Origin of the sequence: Corynebacterium sp. S5S1, from assembly GCF_001913985.1 — a bacterium.
GTDB classification, from domain to species: domain Bacteria; phylum Actinomycetota; class Actinomycetes; order Mycobacteriales; family Mycobacteriaceae; genus Corynebacterium; species Corynebacterium marquesiae.
On record NZ_MKXT01000006.1, the window covers coordinates 71,294 to 89,419 of the forward strand.

At 63.4% G+C, this 18,126-nt stretch carries 20 protein-coding genes; 12 read left to right on the plus strand and 8 right to left on the minus strand.

What is annotated here, in order from left to right; genetic code table 11:
- Positions 1-12 precede the first annotated feature (12 nt).
- Positions 13-648 carry a response regulator gene (locus BKN05_RS03920; RefSeq protein WP_225745944.1) on the minus strand — a complete coding sequence of 212 codons (636 nt, stop codon included), beginning with the start codon at positions 646-648 and terminating at the stop codon, positions 13-15.
- Complete coding sequence (locus tag BKN05_RS03925) at positions 645-1,799, minus strand: sensor histidine kinase (RefSeq protein ID WP_286687996.1); 1,155 nt, start codon at positions 1,797-1,799, stop codon at positions 645-647. The genes BKN05_RS03920 and BKN05_RS03925 overlap by 4 nt, the downstream gene beginning before the upstream one ends.
- Positions 1,800-1,911: 112 nt before the next feature.
- Between BKN05_RS03925 and BKN05_RS03930 the strand changes: the two genes are divergently transcribed.
- The 5 genes from BKN05_RS03930 to BKN05_RS03950 all read left to right on the plus strand — a co-directional run bounded on the left by BKN05_RS03930 (position 1,912) and on the right by BKN05_RS03950 (position 6,218).
- Entirely contained in the window at positions 1,912-2,517 is a 606-nt protein-coding gene (locus BKN05_RS03930) for an ABC transporter ATP-binding protein (RefSeq protein ID WP_198492546.1), read from the plus strand.
- Positions 2,501-3,754, plus strand: coding sequence for an FtsX-like permease family protein (locus tag BKN05_RS03935; RefSeq protein WP_286687997.1), 1,254 nt, complete (start codon positions 2,501-2,503; stop codon positions 3,752-3,754). Before BKN05_RS03930 ends, BKN05_RS03935 begins: the two co-directional genes overlap by 17 nt.
- 174 nt (positions 3,755-3,928) lie before the next feature.
- Positions 3,929-4,222, plus strand: a complete 294-nt coding sequence (groES, locus tag BKN05_RS03940; RefSeq protein WP_005322702.1) for a co-chaperone GroES — start codon at positions 3,929-3,931, stop codon at positions 4,220-4,222.
- Between the two features lie 8 nt (positions 4,223-4,230).
- On the plus strand, positions 4,231-5,847 hold the full coding sequence (groL, locus tag BKN05_RS03945) for a chaperonin GroEL (protein ID WP_049378912.1): 1,617 nt from the start codon (positions 4,231-4,233) through the stop codon (positions 5,845-5,847).
- A 224-nt stretch (positions 5,848-6,071) separates the two neighbouring features.
- Positions 6,072-6,218, plus strand: coding sequence for a daunorubicin resistance protein (locus tag BKN05_RS03950; protein WP_198492549.1), 147 nt, complete (start codon positions 6,072-6,074; stop codon positions 6,216-6,218).
- Positions 6,219-6,278: 60 nt separating this feature from the next.
- On the opposite strand, the gene BKN05_RS03955 is transcribed toward BKN05_RS03950, so the two are convergent.
- On the minus strand, positions 6,279-6,581 hold the full coding sequence (locus tag BKN05_RS03955) for a WhiB family transcriptional regulator (protein WP_198492550.1): 303 nt from the start codon (positions 6,579-6,581) through the stop codon (positions 6,279-6,281).
- 306 nt (positions 6,582-6,887) lie between these two features.
- On the opposite strand from BKN05_RS03955, the gene BKN05_RS03960 reads away from it, so the two are divergent.
- Both BKN05_RS03960 and BKN05_RS03965 read left to right on the plus strand, forming a co-directional pair.
- Positions 6,888-7,460 (plus strand): sigma-70 family RNA polymerase sigma factor, encoded by a 573-nt coding sequence (locus tag BKN05_RS03960; RefSeq protein ID WP_049378946.1) that lies wholly within the window; start codon positions 6,888-6,890, stop codon positions 7,458-7,460.
- Between the two features lie 65 nt (positions 7,461-7,525).
- Positions 7,526-8,281 (plus strand): hypothetical protein, encoded by a 756-nt coding sequence (locus BKN05_RS03965; RefSeq protein ID WP_049378914.1) that lies wholly within the window; start codon positions 7,526-7,528, stop codon positions 8,279-8,281.
- A gap of 3 nt (positions 8,282-8,284) precedes the next feature.
- On the opposite strand, the gene BKN05_RS03970 is transcribed toward BKN05_RS03965, so the two are convergent.
- Positions 8,285-8,656: a DUF5319 domain-containing protein gene (locus BKN05_RS03970; RefSeq protein ID WP_005326826.1), complete on the minus strand. Its 372-nt coding sequence runs from the start codon at positions 8,654-8,656 to the stop codon at positions 8,285-8,287.
- Between the two features lie 119 nt (positions 8,657-8,775).
- Here BKN05_RS03970 and guaB point away from each other — a divergent pair, with 119 nt between their 5' ends.
- Together guaB and BKN05_RS03980 are read left to right on the plus strand one after the other, a co-directional pair.
- The gene (guaB, locus tag BKN05_RS03975) at positions 8,776-10,296 is read left to right on the plus strand and encodes an IMP dehydrogenase (protein ID WP_049378915.1); all 1,521 of its coding nucleotides are present in this window, start codon (positions 8,776-8,778) and stop codon (positions 10,294-10,296) included.
- Positions 10,297-10,303: 7 nt separating this feature from the next.
- Positions 10,304-11,467, plus strand: a complete 1,164-nt coding sequence (locus BKN05_RS03980; RefSeq protein ID WP_286687998.1) for a GuaB3 family IMP dehydrogenase-related protein — start codon at positions 10,304-10,306, stop codon at positions 11,465-11,467.
- Positions 11,468-11,578: 111 nt separating this feature from the next.
- On the opposite strand, the gene BKN05_RS03985 is transcribed toward BKN05_RS03980, so the two are convergent.
- Positions 11,579-11,950 (minus strand): hypothetical protein, encoded by a 372-nt coding sequence (locus BKN05_RS03985; RefSeq protein WP_049383599.1) that lies wholly within the window; start codon positions 11,948-11,950, stop codon positions 11,579-11,581.
- 33 nt (positions 11,951-11,983) lie between these two features.
- Between BKN05_RS03985 and guaA the strand changes: the two genes are divergently transcribed.
- Positions 11,984-13,558, plus strand: a complete 1,575-nt coding sequence (gene guaA, locus BKN05_RS03990) for a glutamine-hydrolyzing GMP synthase (RefSeq protein ID WP_049378917.1) — start codon at positions 11,984-11,986, stop codon at positions 13,556-13,558.
- Positions 13,559-13,624: 66 nt separating this feature from the next.
- On the opposite strand, the gene BKN05_RS03995 is transcribed toward guaA, so the two are convergent.
- Positions 13,625-14,662, minus strand: coding sequence for an HNH endonuclease signature motif containing protein (locus BKN05_RS03995; protein ID WP_049378918.1), 1,038 nt, complete (start codon positions 14,660-14,662; stop codon positions 13,625-13,627).
- Positions 14,663-14,799: 137 nt separating this feature from the next.
- Entirely contained in the window at positions 14,800-15,219 is a 420-nt protein-coding gene (locus BKN05_RS04000; RefSeq protein WP_049378919.1) for a membrane protein, read from the minus strand.
- Positions 15,220-15,283: 64 nt separating this feature from the next.
- Here BKN05_RS04000 and imuA' point away from each other — a divergent pair, with 64 nt between their 5' ends.
- Both imuA' and BKN05_RS04010 read left to right on the plus strand, forming a co-directional pair.
- On the plus strand, positions 15,284-15,946 hold the full coding sequence (gene imuA', locus BKN05_RS04005) for a DnaE2-dependent mutagenesis accessory factor ImuA' (RefSeq protein WP_502686332.1): 663 nt from the start codon (positions 15,284-15,286) through the stop codon (positions 15,944-15,946).
- Complete coding sequence (locus tag BKN05_RS04010; protein WP_286687999.1) at positions 15,943-17,466, plus strand: DNA polymerase Y family protein; 1,524 nt, start codon at positions 15,943-15,945, stop codon at positions 17,464-17,466. Before imuA' ends, BKN05_RS04010 begins: the two co-directional genes overlap by 4 nt.
- Here BKN05_RS04010 and BKN05_RS04015 read toward each other — a convergent pair.
- On the minus strand, positions 17,463-18,020 hold the full coding sequence (locus tag BKN05_RS04015; protein WP_049378922.1) for an AMIN-like domain-containing (lipo)protein: 558 nt from the start codon (positions 18,018-18,020) through the stop codon (positions 17,463-17,465). The two genes, BKN05_RS04010 and BKN05_RS04015, sit on opposite strands and share 4 nt — an antisense overlap.
- Between the last annotated feature and the right edge of the window lie 106 nt (positions 18,021-18,126).

Here is an 18,126-nt window from a genome sequence, read left to right on the forward strand (position 1 = left end):
TCGGCCCGCTGGCTAGCGCTCGGTATGGCGCAGCCACGTCAATACGGCCTTGACCCGCCGGTTGGAGTCCTCGGGCCGAAAGCCGAGCTTCATAAACACATTGGAGACATGCTTGCTTACCGCTCCGGCGGTAAGAACGAGCGTGTCTTCAATTTCTTTATTGCTCAATCCTTGGGCCATAAGCCCCAGTACCTCCCGCTCGCGGGCGGTGAGCTGGGCTAAACCAGTACGCCGCGCTGACAGCAGTGCAGTGACCACCTCGGGGTCCACCACGGTGCCCCCGCGCGCGACCTCGTCTAGCGTGCGCACGAATTCTTCCACAGCAGAAACGCGCTCTTTAAGCAGGTATCCGAATCCGCCGTGCTCCAAGAGCCGGTCGAGATAGCTTGCCGCTACGTATTGGCTGAGCACCACCACCGGCTGGGTGGGATTGGCCGCTCGCAGGTCATGCACGGCGCGCAGGCCGTCGTCGGTCATGGTCGGTGGCATGCGCACATCGGTGATAATCAGGTCAAAATCTTCCTGCCCGGCAATAGCGCGCAGTTCTTCGGCATCCGTGGCCGCCGTAACGCTATGCCCCAGAGCGCTAAGTAGCTGCTCGAGCCCCGCGCGCAGCAGCGCGGAATCTTCCGCCAGTAGTAGTTTCATTCCGCCTCCTTCAGCGGCAATTCGACCTGCAGCCGGCCACCGCGTTCACCCGCAGCCGCGTCATGTGCGGCGGCAAAGCTCACCGTGCCGCCCAGTGCGGCGGCGCGCTCGCGCAGCCCGGCGATACCGGTGCCGGTCTCAGCCGGCTCCTTGGCCGTGGGACCGAGGTCATCTCCGGGGCCGGAGCCGGGGCTGGGGTTAGGTCCGGTGCCATTATCAACGATGCCCAGGCGCAGCGTGTCCCCAAAAGCAACCGTTACCGTTGCCTCGGTGGCCGCGCCATGCTTGGAAGCGTTGGTAAGCGCCTCGGCTACCGCGTGGTAAGCCAGCAGGGCAGTGGTCTCATCCACCGAGCGCTCGATGCCTTCGACGCGTAGTTCGGTCTCCAGCCCGGAGTGGGCGAGGAGTTCGTCGAGGGCGGGGATTAATCCGGCGTCGAAAAGCACCTGCGGGGCAATGCCACGCACCGTCGCCCGCAGGGAGGCCAAGGCCAACGAAGCATTATGCTCCGCATCGGCCAAGGCCGATTGCGCCTCAGGAGGGGCTTGCAATTTTGCCGCAGCCAAATTGAGCTTGAGCGCGGTGAGATACTGCTGTGGGCCATCGTGCAGTTCGCGCTCGATGCGGCGGCGCTCGCCGGAGAAGGCATCGATAAGCGTGGCACGCGAGGCCGCCAACTCCTCGGCAGAGGGGCTCAATGCCAGCCGAGTCAGCGAGGTTGACGCCAAGACCAACAGGCGGTTGAGCCCCACCAATAAAGCCACCAGCAACGAAGCGGTCAGCCAGCAGGTGAAGAAAATGAGCGGCCGGTTGGTGGTAGACCACTCGCCAAAGGAGAATTCGGTCTTTGGCACGAATGGCGCAATTACCAGCACGCCCGCCGTAAACCCCAAGGCAGTCCACGCGGCAAAGCAGGCAGCTGAAAGCAATAGCTGCACAATAAGGTGATAAAACTGCTGCCAATCAAACCATCGGCCCGCACGCCGGGGTGGGATCTCCACGCCCATCCACTGCGCACCCAACCGGCCGACAAATTCCGCGGCGCGTCCCACCAACGGAATCCACGGCAGCATCAGCACCGAAACCACCAACGCCGGGATAAATAGCGCGCCGAGGACGAGGCTCCACGCGCAGGCTTTGAGGGTTCGCATAACCCATGAGCCTAGCCGTCTTAGCCAGGGTGAGGCAGTAGAGCTAGCTCTACCATTTTCCGGGTAGCCCGCCCCATGTCTTTCTTCTGCGCGGCCGAGTGGAATCAAAGGCATGTTAAAAGCAGACAACCTCAGCAAGCGCTACGGCCGCCACACCGTGCTCAATCGCGTCACTGTGTCCATCGCCCCAGGCGAATTCGTCGCCATCATGGGGCCTTCCGGCAGCGGTAAAACCACGCTGCTGAACCTGTTATCCGGGCTAGATAAGCCCACCTCCGGCCGAGTCAACGCGCCGGGGCGCACGCAGCGGGCATTTGTATTCCAGGACTATAACCTCCTGGAATCCCTCAACGCCAAGCGCAATGCCACCTTGACCGCGCGCTTTTCCGGCCGGCGCCCTACACGCGGCCAGGTGGCAGAGGTCTTTGATTCGCTTGGCCTTGCTGGCTTAGAGCGCCGCCTGCCCGTGCAGCTTTCCGGCGGGCAGCAGCAACGCGTGGCCGTCGCCCGGGCACTGCTGGCCCAGGCGCCCTATATATTCGCGGACGAGCCTACGGGCGCGCTTGACGACGCCACCGCATCCACCGTCCTTTCCCACCTGCGCGCCGCCGCCCGCGATGGCGCCAGTGTGGTCATGGTGACTCACTCGCACCTCGCCGCTGAGGCGGCCGACCGGATCATTTCCTTAGAGGAGGTGGCCCATGCTGGTGTGGCTTAAGGACTTACAATCCAATTGGTTATCGTGGCTGGCCGTGGCGCTGACACTGGTGGTGTCTTCCGCCTCGTGCACCCTGGCGCTGGCCATGCTGGTGGCTTCCTCCGGAACCGAAGGAGACCCCGCCGGCCCGCTGGGTGGCACGGTGCTGGGCATGGCCCTGTGCGTGGTGGTATTGGTGACGCTATCGCAGATGCGCCTTATCATTGCCGAGCGCGAGCCGGTCTACCGCTCCTGGCGCATGGTGGGCATGCCCGGCTGGATGATCCTCGCTTTCATCCTGGGCCACGTCGCAGTGGTCAGCGCGGGTGCCGGGCTGCTCGGCGTGCTGCCTGCCCGCCCGCTGCTTGCCCCGTGCGTGCGCGCCCTGCGCAGCGATGGCATCCCCATGCCAGACATTGCCATCACCGGCCAGGTCGTTGTCATTGCGGTAGCCGTCTGCACGTCCGCGGCGCTAGTCGGTACGTTGCCTCCGCTGCGCCGGGTATTCCGGCCGCGCGGCGCCGCGCGCCCGGCCTGGCTTCTGGTGAAATTCCTGCTTGCGGCCGCGGCCATTGGCGGCACGGTCTACGGGTGCCTGCGCATCGATGACCCTGGTGACCTCCTGTCGGCCGAGATGGGGCTTGTCATCCTCGTCGCCCTCTTCTTACCTTGGCTCATGCCCGGCATCGACCAATGGACCCGCCCGGCCGGCATCGCTGGGGCCAACGTGCGCGTGCGCCGCAATTTTTCCACCCCACACATAGTGCCGTGGGTGCTCATCGGCGGCTTTATTGTCGCCGTCGGCTCGGGCCTGCGCTTTGCAAACGACGCAGGCGCCGGCGGCACGTTGTCCTCGTGGCAGGTCTTCGTCGCCCTTTTAGGTCCGGTCTTTGCACCCAGCATCGTGGGCGCTGTGCTTACCTCGCTGCTGATGCGCGGGCGCATCGCCTCCGATATCCGCGGTCTCACCCTGGCCGGCGCCACCCCCTCGGCCTGGGCGCGCGTGCAGGTGGGGGAGGCGGCGTGCCTCACCCTGACTGCGGCCGGCGTGGTCTGGGCGCTGTGCTTGGCGACGCTCCTCCCACTCCACCACGTGCTCACCCCACAGGCTTCCTTCGGCCGAACGCTGGTGGAGGAGCTGTGGTGGTCGGCCTTCGCCGTGATTTTTGGTGCCATGTTTATCGCCCTAGGCGTCGTCAAGCTGGCGCTGGCCGGCTTTGTACGCGCCGGGCAACGAGAGCGCTGTAGGGATCGCTGAGGGCGTAGGAATGTGGGCCGGGTCATTGTTGAGGGTTAGCAGTCACGAGGGTAGAGTGCTAATCAGGTTGTTTGACCCACAGTTGTTCACCCGCGACGACGGCTGTGCTGGACATCCACAACCGGCACGCGCGCGCCATACCGGCGCGCATACGAACACTACGGAGGAAACATCATGGCAAACATTAAGCCTCTCGAGGACCGCGTCCTCGTACAGATCGTAGAAGCTGAAACCACCACTGCTTCCGGCCTGGTTATTCCGGATTCCGCCAAGGAAAAGCCGCAGGAAGCTACCGTCGTTGCCGTAGGCCCAGGCCGCACCAACGACAAGGGTGAGGTCACCCCGGTAGGCGTCAATGAAGGCGATACCGTGGTCTTTTCCAAGTACGGCGGCACCGAGCTGAAGTACAACGGCGAGGAGTACCTGCTGCTGTCCTCCCGTGACCTGCTCGCCGTCATCGAGAAGTAGGCCCACTTATGGCAAAGCTCATTGCATTCGACCAAGAAGCCCGCGAGGGAATCCAGCGCGGCGTCGATACGCTGGCTGATGCCGTCAAGGTCACCCTCGGCCCGCGCGGCCGCAACGTCGTGCTGTCCAAGGCCTTCGGTGGCCCCACCGTCACCAATGACGGCGTGACCATCGCCCGCGATATCGACATCGAGGAGCCCTTCGAAAACCTCGGCGCACAGCTGGTCAAGTCCGTTGCTGTCAAGACCAATGACACCGCAGGTGACGGCACCACCACCGCTACCTTGCTGGCCCAGGCGCTCATCTTCGAGGGCCTGCGCAACGTCGCGGCCGGAGCCAACCCAGTCGAGCTCAACCGCGGCATCGCGGCGGCGGCCGAAAAGGCCGTCGAGGAGCTCAAGGCCCGCGCCACCGCGGTCAACTCCTCCTCTGAAATCGCCCAGGTAGCCACCGTCTCCTCCCGCGACCCGGAGGTTGGCGAGATGGTTGCCGGCGCCATGGACAAGGTGGGCAAGGACGGTGTGGTCACCGTCGAGGAATCCCAGACCATCGACTCCGCCGTCGACGTCACCGAGGGCATTTCCTTTGACAAGGGCTACCTTTCCCCGTACTTCGCTACGGAGGAAGAGACCTACCACGCCGTGCTGGACGACGCTGCAGTATTGCTCGTCCGCAACAAGATCTCCTCCCTGCCGGACTTCCTGCCGCTGCTGGAGAAGATCGCCGAGACCAATCGCCCGACCCTCATAATCGCGGAGGACATCGAGGGCGAGCCGCTGCAGGCGCTCGTCGTCAACTCCATCCGCAAGGTGCTCAAGGTCGCGGCCGTTAAGGCTCCGTACTTTGGCGAGCGCCGCAAGGGATTCATGGATGACCTGGCCGTCGTTACCGGTGCCACCGTCATCGACCCAGAGGTCGGCGTCAACCTCAACGAGGCTGGCCTCGACGTGCTCGGTTCTGCCCGCCGCGTGACCATCACCAAGGATGACACCGTCATCGTCGATGGCGGCGGCACCCCTGAAGCAGTAGAGGAGCGCCGCGAGCACATTCGCCGCGACATCGAGCGCACCGATTCCACCTGGGATAAGGAAAAGCTCGAGGAGCGCCTGGCTAAGCTCTCCGGCGGCGTGGCCGTCATCCGCGTTGGTGCGGCTACCGAGACCGAGGTCAACGAGCGCAAGCTGCGCGTCGAAGACGCCATCAACGCGGCCCGCGCGGCCGTCGAAGAGGGCGTCATCGCCGGCGGCGGCTCCGTGCTGGTCCAGATTTCCAAGGAACTCGAGTCCTTCGCCGAGGGCTTCGAGGGCGAGGCTAAGGTCGGCGTTCTCGCCGTCGCCCGTGCCTTGACCCGCCCGGCCTACTGGATCGCCGAAAACGCGGGCCTCGACGGTGCTGTCGTCGTCTCCCGCGTTGCCGAGATGTCCAACGGTGAAGGCTTCAACGCCAATACCCTCGAGTACGGCAACCTCATCGATAACGGCATTATCGATCCGGTGAAGGTCACCCACTCCGCGGTGGTCAACGCCACCTCCGTGGCCCGCATGGTTCTTACCACCGAGGCCTCCGTGGTGGAAAAGCCACAGGAAGAGCAGCCTGCTGACGCCGGTCACGGCCACCAGCACTAAACCTTCCCAACAACGCCCGCCCCGCTTCCCGCGTGGCGGGTTTTGTTGTACCTAGCTAGGGCCGTGGAATACATCAAGGTCACCGCTGATACCGACCCCATTCGCAGGGCCTTCGCCAAGGCCAATGGCGTCAAACCCGCACTCTTTTCCGCGCATTCCGAGGGTGCCTGCCCCAAGCGCAGCGGTGCGGGTGTGGTCTACGTGGAACAGGGCGTGATGAGCGGGTGGACTCCGGCCACACCGTCATCTGCATCGATCACAACTTGGCCGTACTCGCGTATGCGGAGCACGCCACTGGCTTGGGCCCTGGCGCCGGTTCAGCCAGTGGCCAGCTGGTCTATGGCAGCTCACCAGCTGACTTGGCACAGTAGCGTGATTCGGTGACGGGGCGCTTTCTTGCCGACGCCCTCGTCTCCCCCTAGTTTCCCGTCCTAAGCGTTGACAGGGGCAGTGGCGCGGCGGCGCTGGCGAAGCTCTACGACGCGTTCGGATTCGCTCATTCCGCCCCATACCCCATAGGGCTCGGCGGATTGCAAGGCATGCTCGCGACACAAATCAATGACTGGGCAAGAATTGCAGATGGCTTTGGCGCGATTCTCGCGCTGGGCGCGAGCGCGGCCGCGCTCGCCATCCGGGTGATAAAACACATCTGAGTTTTCTCCGCGGCAGGCGCCTTGTAGCTGCCAATCCCATAAGTCAGCGGTGGGACCGGGAAGCAAATGAGGCTGAGACACGTTACTTAGCTCCTTTGTAACGGCGAGAATTCTTGTGTGGCTTCCGCAGTGTTACGGGAAGCAACCTCACGTAGTGTTTCGCGCGTGGGTTAACGATGGGTTACCTATTTTTGACTTTTAGGTATTCTTTCCTTGATCGCCCCTCCGGAACCATGGTTTACCAGCGGAAACGGCAAAGGTTAACGGTTTGTGAATTTTCTGCCGCTCGGGTTGCGCACGCGCTGGGGCCGCGCGTTGCCTTTGCATAAACTTCCCCTGTGCCAATATGGTTAGTTACCGGTCGAAAACATCTCAGAGGGTGCATACGTGAGTGATAAAGAACAGGAGCTAGCGGATCTCGTCCCGCATGCCGTCGACGGCAGCCGTCGAGCGCTGCAAAAAGTCCTGCGGATCATTCACCCGCAGGTGCTGCGCTACTGCCGCGCCCGCATCGGTGGCGGCCGTCAACCCACCGCGGAGGATGTAGCCCAAGAGATCTGTCTTGCAGTGGCCACCTCTATTGGCTCCTACGAGGACAAAGGCCGCCCGTTTATGGCCTATGTATACGGCATTGCGTTCAATAAGGTCACCGATGCCCACCGCGCCATGGGGCGCGATAAGTCCACCCCTACCGAAGAAATTCCAGAAGACCCCGCGCGCGACGCCACCCCTGAAGAGTGGGCGCTGGAGACCGACGGTAGTAACAGAATGCGCGCCTTGCTCGATACGTTAAGTGACAAGGCGAAAAACATCGTTATTCTGCGCGTGTTCAACGGTTTGTCGGCAGAAGAGACCGCGGAAATTGTGGGTTCCACCCCAGGCGCGGTTCGTGTCGCACAACACCGAGCACTCGCTCAATTGCGAAAGACCCTCCAAGCCGCCCAGGAAACTGCGCGCTAAGGGCCTAGCGGCCGACTCTTACAGCAGATATCTCTTAACAGAAAGGAAGGGGGAGAGACACCATCATGGCACCGAAGCACCACGGCGATAATGACGGCCTTGCAGACCAGCTCCAGCCCTTGGTCGATGATGATGCATTCCTCACCGAGCTTTCGAAGGGAACTAACCCTTCCGACGGCCAGGATGACCTGGCGGAGCTGCTGCTGGAGTTAAAGGGGGACGTCGATAAGCAGATGCCTCCAGCCCCGCTAGTAGAAGGCGCCGAAGCTGAGCCTGAGGTCATCGACCTAGGCCAGGCCCGCAAGCGCCGCCGCGGCGGCCCGTTCGTACATGGACTCATCGGCGCTGCCGCCGCAACCCTAGTTATCGCTGGTGCTGGTGGTGCGATGCTGCACGCCGGAACCTTTGATAAGGGCGATAAGACCCGCAACGTAGAGCTGGCCGGGACGCTGGAAGAGATGGAATCTCGCGCGGCCGAAGGCGATATTGAAGGCGCTCGCGAACTGATGAAGGACGCCCGCGCCAAGCTGGACGAGGCCGAAGGCAAAGAAGAAAAGGCCATCGCCGCCAACCGCGAGGCGGAACAAAAGCGCTCTGCGCGCCCGAAGCCCACCCCGCACACCGTAACGGAGACCGCCACCGAAACCGTGGCGGAAGAGGCTTCGCAACCGGAACAGCAGCCGGAGCAGGTCACCGTGACCGAAACTCAGTACGCCACCGAAACCGTGGTGGTCACGGAACAAGGGCAGCCAAACCCGCAGCCCAACCCCAACGTTGAGGATGAGCCGACGACCACCATCGAGTTGGGCCAGCAGCAGTAGAAGCTAGCGGCCCTCTAGGCCATCCAAGTAACCCAAGGCGTAGTCCCAAGGCACGTAGCGGGAGGGATCTGGCTCGGCGCCTGGCTCATGCACCGGTGCTAGCTCGCCTTCAAGGGTGGCGCGCATATTGGCGGCCATAATGTCCCACTCATAAAAGTGGTTTTCCTGGCAATCCTCGCACAAGAAGAAGATGCCATCGATGCCGCGCGGGCCGAGGATGGACGCAAATTTCTGCACCAGCGCGAGGTCGTGAATGATGGCGATCCGGTCGTCGTCGGTAAGCGGCATGACCTGCTCGTCTTCCTCCAAGAAAGAGGCGGGGTCATTCGGATCATCGGCGAAAGGATCGCGGGGCATATTGGCGAAGAAGTTCACGCCTGCGAGCCTATTGAACTTACCCTCCCGAGGCAATTTACCCCCTGCCCAAATGGTGTCTTCGGCCGGCAACGCACTACAGTTAGGTTAGCCGCTAAACCTGTTAAGGAGAGACCTCGATGAGCGAGAACCGTATTCATACTGGTGGAGATGACCCGAACAAGGTAGCCCTGCGCGGCCTGACCTTTGATGATGTGCTCCTTTTGCCCGCCGAATCCAATATCGTGCCCTCCGAGGTCGATACTGGCGCGCAATTTACCCGCAATATCCGCCTCGGCGTTCCGCTTGCCTCGGCCGCCATGGATACCGTGACCGAGGCCCGCATGGCCATTGCCATGGCCCGTCAGGGTGGTATCGGTGTGCTGCACCGCAACCTGTCCACCGAGGACCAGGCCGAGCAGGTAGAGATTGTGAAGCGCTCCGAGTCTGGCATGGTCACCGACCCCATCACCGCCCGCCCGGATATGACCATCGGGGAAGTAGACGCGTTGTGCGCCCGCTTCCGTATTTCTGGCCTGCCGGTGGTAGACGAGGATGGCACCCTGGTGGGTATTTGCACCAACCGCGATATGCGCTTCGAGCCTGACTTTGACCGCAAGGTTAGCGAGGTCATGACGGCCATGCCGCTCGTCGTTGCGCGCGAGGGCGTATCCAAGAAGGAAGCCCTCGAACTGCTCTCGGCCAATAAGGTGGAAAAGCTGCCCATCGTCGATGCGGATAATAAGCTCACCGGCCTGATTACCGTCAAGGATTTTGTCAAGACCGAGCAGTACCCTAACGCGTCCAAGGACTCGGCCGGCCGACTGTTGGTTGCGGCCGGCATCGGTACCGGCGAAGAGTCCTACCAGCGCGCCGCCGCGCTTGTCGACGCCGGCGTGGACGCCCTCGTCGTCGACTCCGCCCACGCCCACAACAACCGCGTGCTGGAGATGGTCTCCCGCGTGCAGAAGGATTTCGGTTCCAAGGTTGATGTCATCGGCGGTAACCTCGCCACCCGCGAGGCCGCCCAGGCGATGATCGATGCCGGCGCCGACGCCATCAAGGTTGGTATTGGCCCGGGCTCCATTTGCACCACCCGCGTCGTCGCCGGCGTGGGCGCACCGCAGATTACGGCCCTGATGGAGGCCGCCGCAGTAGCTGGCCCGGCCGGTGTGCCGGTTATCGGCGATGGTGGCATGCAGTACTCCGGCGACGTCGCCAAGGCCCTGGCGGCCGGCGCCGATACCGTCATGCTGGGCTCCATGTTTGCCGGCACCACCGAAGCCCCCGGTGACATCGTGGTCTACCAGGGCAAGCAGTACAAGCGCTACCGCGGCATGGGCTCTATGGGCGCCATGCAGGGTCGCGGACTTTCCGGCGAGAAGCGCTCCTATTCCAAGGACCGCTACTTCCAGGCCGACGTCCGCAGCGAAGACAAGCTGGTTCCGGAAGGCGTCGAGGGTCGCGTGCCCTTCCGTGGCGATATCGATGCCATCGTGCACCAGATTATTGGCGGTCTGCGCGCTTCCATGGGCTATACCGGATCCGCCACCCTGGCCGAGCTAAAGACCAAGCGCTTCGTCCAAATCACCGCCGCGGGCTTGAAGGAATCCCACCCGCACCACCTGCAGCAAATCGCAGAAGCACCAAACTACCGCTAGGAATATCATGCGTGAATACGCCGAAATCGGCATCGGCCGCGAGGCCCGCCGCACCTTCGATCTAGAGCAACTATCCATCGTGCCGCAGCGCCGCACCCGTTCCTCCAAGGACGTGGACACCACCTGGCACATCGACGCCTATACCTTCGACATCCCCTTCGTATCCCACCCCACCGATGCGCTCGCCACCCCTGAGTTCATCATCGAGATGGGCAAGCAAGGTGGCCTCGGCGTCATCAATGCCGAGGGCCTGTGGGGCCGCCACAAGGACCTCGAGGGAGCTTTAGCCCGCATTTACTCGCAGCCGGGTGATAACTCCATCATCCAAGAGTTGCACGCTGTACCGCTTGACGACGCCCTCCTTACCGAACGCATCTCCCAAGTCCGCGACTCCGGAGTTACCGTCGCTGTGCGCGTTTCTCCGCAGAATGCGCGAGAGATGGCCCCAAAGGTCATCGCGGCCGGTGCCGAATTGCTATTTATCCAGGGCACCTTGGTGTCGGCCGAGCACGTGGCTACCGGCGGTGAGCCGCTGAACCTCAAGGAGTTCATTGGCTCCCTTGACGTTCCGGTCATCGCCGGCGGAGTCACCGACTACACCACTGCGCTACACCTGATGCGCACCGGTGCGGCCGGCGTCATCGTTGGCGCAGGCGTGACCACTAACGCCGAGACCGTAGGCATCGACTCGGCCATGGGCACCGCGATTGCCGACGCCGCCGCAGCCCGCCGCGACTACCTCGACGAGACCGGCGGCCGCTACGTACACATCATCGCCGATACCGAGTTTGAAAACTCCGGCAATATTGCCAAGGCCTTTGCCTGCGGCGCTGACGGTGTTGTTCTCGGACCACTGCTTGCTCAGGCCCGCGAGGCCGGCGGCAAGGGCTGGTACTGGCCTGCCACGGCCGGCCACCCGCGTTTCCCACGCGGTTTCGTGCAGTTCTCCGGGGCCGATACCGACTTGGACGTCGATTTCCTCACCACCGGTACCCCGGCCGAAGCCGCAGAAGAGTCTGACGCTCCTTCGCTGGAAACCGTCCTCCACGGACCCTCTAGCGAGCCCTTCGGCCGCACCAATCTTGTCGGAGCGCTGCGCCGTTCCATGGCCAAGTGTGGCTACACTGACCTGAAGTCCTTCCAGAAGGTCGAACTCGCCGTTCGCTACTAATCCGCGCGAGAGTCCCCGACGCGGCTGTGCCTTCTTGGCGCAGCCGCTTTTCTTTGCCCTATTGCTTCCTTCGTCGCTGAACAGATGCCAGGTGGCGAGGTAGGAGAGTGATTAGGAAACCAATTGCCAGCCGCCTTCGCGCCTCCACGTGGTCTTGCCCGTCGTTGGCCGCCATTGCCCTGCGTTGTGGATTGGGCACACGCGTACTCTCATGGGATTGAGTTCTACAACCTTTTCTTCGCCGCTCGCGCGTAGAACCACCGAATTTTGCGCTACTTCTGGATGCCCCGCGCGCTCTGCCTGCTGCGTGCCGCACAATGGAACCCACTCATCCCACTCGCTTCCAAAGACTTCCGCGGCCGGAAGTGTCACCTGTTGCGGGCCTTGTTCATCCAGCGTAGACGCCACCTCCGCCGTAGTTGGGGTGGCGTCACAACCGCACAACAACAGGCTCGCGGCGAGCACAATAGCCAAGCGCTTCATAAGCTATCAGTTTAGTGGGTTAGACTATGGGGCGTGACTAAGCCAAATACTACCCCGCGCCCCGTCCTCGTTGTGGACTTTGGCGCTCAGTACGCGCAGCTTATTGCCCGCCGCGTGCGCGAGGCCAAGATTTACTCCGAGGTTGTCCCTCACTCCGCGTCTGTGGAGGAAATCAAAGCTAAAGACCCCGCCGCGCTTATCCTGTCGGGCGGTCCGTCCTCTGTCTATGCTGACGGCGCCCCGGCTCTGAAGCCGGAGCTGCTTGAGCTCGGCATTCCCGTCTTCGGCATCTGCTACGGCTTCCAGGCCATGAACCATGCGCTTGGTGGCACCGTGTCGTCGACTGGCGAGCGTGAGTACGGCCGTACCGATATGAATGTTAAGGGCGGCGTACTTCACGAAGGCCTGGAGGCTACCCACAAGGTGTGGATGTCTCACGGCGATGCCGTATCTGCCGCTCCCGAAGGCTTTGAGGTTACGGCCACGTCGGCCGGTGCTCCGGTTGCAGCAATGGAGTGCCTAGACAAGAAGATGGCCGGCGTGCAGTACCACCCTGAGGTACAGCACTCGCCGCACGGCCAGGAGGTGCTTACCCGCTTCCTTACTGAGATTGCCGGCCTAGAGCAGAACTGGACGGCCGATAATATCGCCGAGCAGCTCATTGCCGATGTCCGCGCCCAGGTGGGCGAGGAAGGCCGCGCTATTTGCGGCCTGTCCGGCGGTGTGGACTCCGCTGTAGCGGCCGCTCTGGTGCAGCGTGCTATCGGTGATCGCCTCACCTGTGTCTTCGTTGACCACGGTCTGCTGCGTGCTGGCGAGCGCGAGCAGGTAGAAAAGGACTTTGTCGCCTCCACCGGCGCGAAGCTGGTGACTGCCGATGAGCGCGCCGCCTTCCTGGATAAGCTGGCAGGAGTTAGCGACCCAGAAGCCAAGCGCAAGGCTATCGGCGCGGAGTTTATCCGTTCCTTTGAGCGTGCGGTTGCAGGCGTGCTTGACGACGCCCCTGCTGGCTCCACCGTCGACTACCTCGTCCAGGGCACGCTGTACCCGGACGTTGTCGAGTCTGGCGGCGGCGATGGCACGGCGAATATTAAGTCTCACCACAATGTCGGCGGTTTGCCGGATGACGTGGAGTTCGAACTGGTCGAGCCGTTACGCCTGCTGTTTAAGGACGAGGTTCGCGCCGTCGGCCGTGAGCTGGGTCTGCCGGAAGAGATCGTTAGCCGTCAGCCATTCCCCGGCCCGGGCTTAGGTATCCGCATTATCGGTGAGGTGACCGAGGAGCGCTTGGAGACGCTGCGCGAGGCAGACCTCATTGCCCGCACCGAGCTGACCAATGCCGGCCTGGATGACCAGATTTGGCAGTGCCCGGTAGTACTGCTGGCCGATGTCCGCTCCGTTGGCGTGCAGGGCGACGGCCGCACCTATGGTCACCCGATTGTGCTGCGCCCGGTGTCCTCGGAGGACGCTATGACCGCGGACTGGACCCGTTTGCCTTACGAGGTGCTGGAGAAGATTTCTACCCGCATCACCAACGAGGTAAAGGACGTCAACCGTGTGGTCTTGGATTGCACCTCCAAGCCACCGGGAACCATCGAGTGGGAGTAAAACGGCATGCGTAGAAGGCGCTCAGGCTATCGCTGAGCGCCTTTTCGCTCGTTTTAGCGGCGGCACTTACTCGCGCGGGATAAACGGTGGGCGCCACACAATGCGCCCGCCCACCCGTTCGAGGCGGCCGCGCCGAGGTGGGGCGTTGGGGTCATCGTCGTTGACGCCATTATGGTAGGCGCAGCACATGACCAGGTTTTTCATATTCGTCTCCCCGCCGTTGCTCCACGCTTTAAGGTGGTGGACTTGGGAGAGGTCGGCCGGTTGGTTGCAGCCCGGCCAGGCACAGCGTGGATTTTCTGCAGCGGCCATAATGCGCTGCTTGTCATTGGCCACACGTGCGGTCCGGTACAAGTTGACTGGACCTTCTTCGGGGTGCACGAGCGTGACGTAGCCGGTTTCTTTATCGCCAGAAAAGCCGACGTCGTTGAGCACACGCCGCAAATATTCTGTGCCGGTGATGGTGGCGCCATTGGTCAGATCGAGCTCGATATCATCACCATGGCCGTCGCGGATGCGGATGAATTTGTCCAAGGGCACGATGGCATTGGTCACCACTTCTGCCCGCGCGGCTGCAGCTTGGTCAAAGAAGATCTTTTCCACCGCCTCGAGCGATTGCTTTCCGGTCGCGGCCAGCGCGGCGTTGAGATCTGCGATGAAACTAGAGGTTCCGGTGATGGCCAGCGTCCAGTAGTCATTGGGGCGTCGGTAAGTGCGCACGCCTGGGGTTACGGTGTTGTCTTTCATCTCGCGCAGGCGCCGTCGGGCGTGTTTAAGGATGTGGCTCATCGAGCCGGTCATCGCGCAACATTCCGCGCGAAGTTGCCAGGCCTGCTTCTTGCTGGGCGCGCGGTTAACAATGCGCTCTAGGGCGGTAAGCGTGGCAATGGAATGGGTGTTGCGGCGGGCGTCGGCAATAGCGCAGCGCTGCAGGCGCGTAAATTTGGTGCGGCCGAAGTAGCTTTCGCACAAAAGAAGTAGATCGGCGGCGATGGCATCGGGCGCGCCGCGGTCCATAAGCTCGGACCCAGACATGCCCTGGCACCCGGCGATGATGTCCATGCCGGGGCCCAAGGCGGTGAGGTAGGTCTCGAGTGCGTTCATGCCTGCAACGCTACGGCGCGCACCTGCACCGGTGCACGGCCGGCGCAACCGCTACAGCGGATTTTGTGGATAACCCGCCCCACCCCCGGCACTAGGGCCGGAAAAGCTGTGGATAACCCCGAAAAGTGTCGTATAGATTAGGCAAACGCGAGCCGGCGCGTGCCATCCACGTGGGGGAAGACGAAAAAGCTCAGCCCAAAGACCGCCAGCCACACCAGACCGGCGCCCCAGGCGGGCAGGGCCACGATGGGTGCGAGCATCACCATAAGCCACAGGATCATCAGCGGCACGAGCTGTGCGACGGTGGGAACCAGAGCGACATTGCGCTTGTCGGCATAAGCGCGCATCGCGCGGCGGTAGGGGTGGGCAAAGACGAGAACGAAGGCCGCCACAAGGCATACGAGTGCCCCAACCAGTGCGGCAAAGATATGCGCGCGGCTAGCCAAGAGTGCCACGGCCGCACCGATGAGGATGGACGAGCCCAAGCGCACCCATGGCGGAGTGGGGATGGGGGTGGTGTGCTCGCGCATGGCGCTGTAGGCAGCGTTGAAGTTCATGCCGTTAAGGCTACCATTCGAACATACACTTGCATGTGTCCGGGTGAGAGTTCATACTATTTGGGTGAGTCAAACGAGCGTTCGTCTAGAAAAAGCGGTGGCCGGGCTAAGCAGGTCAGACCGTGTGGCGATGCTGCGTACCCGCATGCGCGCTATGGAGCGTGGTCCGGAAGAAGAGCTGGTAGATACGTCCCCTGGGCTAGCGCGCTTGCTTCCTGCAGGTGGACTGGCGCGCCGGCAGGTGGTGCACTGTGCGAACTGTCCGGCGCTGGTGGTGGAGCTTATCTGTCACCTCACTGCCCGTGGTGGGCATGTGGGAGTGGTGGGGTGGCCAGATCTCCTCCTCGCACAAGTGGCCGATAAAGGTGATATTGAACGTGTGGTAACCGTGCCGGATCCGGGCCTGGAATCTTGGATGGTGACGGGAGTATTGGCGGAAGGATTGGACCTTGTCATCCACCGTGGGCCGCCCGGCGAGGTGAGCCCCACCAAGGCTCGGCCGGTGCTGGCGAAGGTGCGCGGCGGGCGTGCGGCGGTACTCACGGTAGGAACCCGGCTGCCGGGTACGGCGGTGGGGATAGGGGCGCGGGTGAGTGCTTACCGGGGCGTCGGCAAGGGCAGTGGGCGCATTCGCGGTGTGGACATGGACGTGGAGGTGACCTCGAAGCAGGGTGCCTCGCGCGGGGTGCTTACGGTGGGTGAGCGCCGCCGGTTGGAGGCCGTATGAGGGTAGCGGCCGTGTGGTTTCCGGATTGGCCCGTCCAGGCCGCCGGCGGGCAGGGCCCTATGGTTATTGCGCGCAACCACGCGGTGGCGGTGTGCGATAGGAAGGCGCGCCGGGCGGGTGTGCGGCGCGGGATGCGTCTGCGCCAGGCCCAAGCTCTGTGCCCCGAAGCTGCGGTGGTGGAGGCCAATCCGGACCGGGATGGCGCGGCGTTTGCAGAGGTTGCGGCCGGCTTGGATGCGGTGGCGTCCTCTGTGGAGGTGCTGCGCCCCGGCCTGGCAATTGTGGACGCGGGCGCGGCGCTGCGCTACCACGGGGAGAAAGCACTAGAGATGCTTGTCGACGCCTCTTCGTACGCCGGCTTCGACTCCACCCTCGGCGTCGCCGACGAGATTGCCACGGCCGTCATCGCAGCCCGGCATCGTGGTGTGGGCACGGTGGTGCCAGAGGGCGGCTCGCGGGAGTTTTTGGCCACCCAGCCCATAGGGGTACTGGCGGCCGATGAGGCCTTGGGCTTTGAGGCTGGGTTTATCGCACAACTGGATAAGCTGGGTGTGCGGCGCCTGGGTGACTTAGCGGCGCTGCCGTGTAAGCAGGTAGCCACCCGGTTTGGCGAGCCTGGCCGGCGGGCCCACGAGTTGGCCCAAGCCCGTGCGGATAGGCGCGTGGCACCAGAGCTGGCGCGCCCAGACCTGGCCGTAGAAATGGAAGAGCGCATCGAGCGCGTGGATGCGGCGGCGTTCGCGGCTCGCCAGCTCGCGGCCCGGTTGCATGGCCGCTTGGAGGAGGCCGGCAAGGTATGCCTGCGGCTGCACGTGGTGGCGGAGTTTGGCACCGGCGAGGAGCTGGCGCGGGTATGGCGCACGCAGGAAGCGCTGACGGAGCAGGCCACCGCGGACCGCGTGCGCTGGCAGCTCGATGGCTGGCTCACGCGCGCTACTGGTGAGGGCGCGGCCATTCACCGCCTAGCGCTGGAGCCGGTGGAGGTTGCCGCCCCGTCCGCCACCGGCCTCTGGGGTGGGGAAGGCTCGCAGGAGCAGGTCAAACGCGTGATCACCCGTGTGCAATCGCAGCTGGGGGTGGATCGTGTGCTGCAGCCGCGGGCGGTGGGCGGCCGTGGGGTGGCCGAGCGCATCGAGTACGTGCCCTATGGCGAGCAGCGTGACGCACCGCCGGACGGCGAGTGGCCCGGCCGCATTCCCGCGCCCCTGCCCGCGCGGCTGGGCGGTGGGCCGAACCACCCAGCCGCGCGCATTCGGCTTATCGACGCCGCCGAGCGCCCCGTCTTCGTTACCGCTGAGGCCCTCCTGTCCGGGGTGCCGGTGGCCTTGAGCTGGGGTGCACATCGCTTCCGCGTACTGGGCTGGGCCGGCCCCTGGCCGGTGGATACGCAGTGGTGGACCGATACCCCACAGCACGTAGCACGCCTACAGGTGGTGGGCCAAGCCGACCACGAAGAGCATCAGCGGGCGTGGCTGTTGGTATGGTCCGGCGGCCGCTGGCGGGTTGAGGCGACTTACTAATTGTGAATATCGACCACGAGGCGGGTGGGGTTATCGAGCACCTGCACGGAGTAAGGCTTGCGGGCATTCATGCCGATGACAAACTGGCGGCGGCCTTCAAAGGTGCCGCCGTTGACCACTTGGGTGACAATTCCCTCCGTGGGCGCATCTACTACGCCGATGCGGGGGTCCTCCTTGCCGGCCTCGAAGGGGTAGACCACGCCGTCGATATTGACATTGAGCGCGGTCTCGCCGGAGTAATCAATGGTCTTGCCGGAGCCTTGCTGCGTAGGCGTGTCAGCGTAGTCCACAAACCAACCGGGTGTGCCGCCGCCGTCGAGTTCGAAGACGACGCGCTCGAAGCCTTCGTGCTGGCCGATGCGCACGTCGGTCACCGTGAGCTCGGAGGGGGCTTGCGGCCGGAGGGTTTTCATCTCCATATTGGCCTGGCCCAGCGGATTGAGCTGGGAGTTATCCGCGGACGCGGCCATGGTGGTGCGGTCCGTCTCGTGGGCAGCGCAGCCGCTGAGAGAAGCAGCGACGAGAAGCGTTGCGGCGAGACGGACTTTCAACATGTTCCCTAGGTTATATTTTCGGCCGTGAACTGTATAGCTGAGGGGGTACTTCGTGGCCGAATTGTTGCCAAGGGTGTGAGCTGAAAAGCAGAAAGGTTAGGCTTAG

Bases quoted from the DNA above. Each gene is read 5' to 3' on its own strand.
- BKN05_RS03935 (WP_286687997.1), top strand. From the start codon at position 2,501: ATGCTGGTGTGGCTTAAGGACTTACAATCCAATTGGTTATCGTGGCTG.
- BKN05_RS03985 (WP_049383599.1), bottom strand. From the start codon at position 11,950: ATGAAGCGCTTGGCTATTGTGCTCGCCGCGAGCCTGTTGTTGTGCGGT.
- BKN05_RS04010 (WP_286687999.1), top strand. From the start codon at position 15,943: ATGAGGGTAGCGGCCGTGTGGTTTCCGGATTGGCCCGTCCAGGCCGCC.
- BKN05_RS03930 (WP_198492546.1), top strand. From the start codon at position 1,912: ATGTTAAAAGCAGACAACCTCAGCAAGCGCTACGGCCGCCACACCGTG.
- BKN05_RS03925 (WP_286687996.1), bottom strand. From the start codon at position 1,799: ATGCGAACCCTCAAAGCCTGCGCGTGGAGCCTCGTCCTCGGCGCGCTA.
- BKN05_RS03980 (WP_286687998.1), top strand. From the start codon at position 10,304: ATGCGTGAATACGCCGAAATCGGCATCGGCCGCGAGGCCCGCCGCACC.
- BKN05_RS04000 (WP_049378919.1), bottom strand. From the start codon at position 15,219: ATGAACTTCAACGCTGCCTACAGCGCCATGCGCGAGCACACCACCCCC.
- groL (WP_049378912.1), top strand. From the start codon at position 4,231: ATGGCAAAGCTCATTGCATTCGACCAAGAAGCCCGCGAGGGAATCCAG.
- BKN05_RS04015 (WP_049378922.1), bottom strand. From the start codon at position 18,020: ATGTTGAAAGTCCGTCTCGCCGCAACGCTTCTCGTCGCTGCTTCTCTC.
- guaB (WP_049378915.1), top strand. From the start codon at position 8,776: ATGAGCGAGAACCGTATTCATACTGGTGGAGATGACCCGAACAAGGTA.
- BKN05_RS03995 (WP_049378918.1), bottom strand. From the start codon at position 14,662: ATGAACGCACTCGAGACCTACCTCACCGCCTTGGGCCCCGGCATGGAC.
- BKN05_RS03965 (WP_049378914.1), top strand. From the start codon at position 7,526: ATGGCACCGAAGCACCACGGCGATAATGACGGCCTTGCAGACCAGCTC.
- BKN05_RS03920 (WP_225745944.1), bottom strand. From the start codon at position 648: ATGAAACTACTACTGGCGGAAGATTCCGCGCTGCTGCGCGCGGGGCTC.
- groES (WP_005322702.1), top strand. From the start codon at position 3,929: ATGGCAAACATTAAGCCTCTCGAGGACCGCGTCCTCGTACAGATCGTA.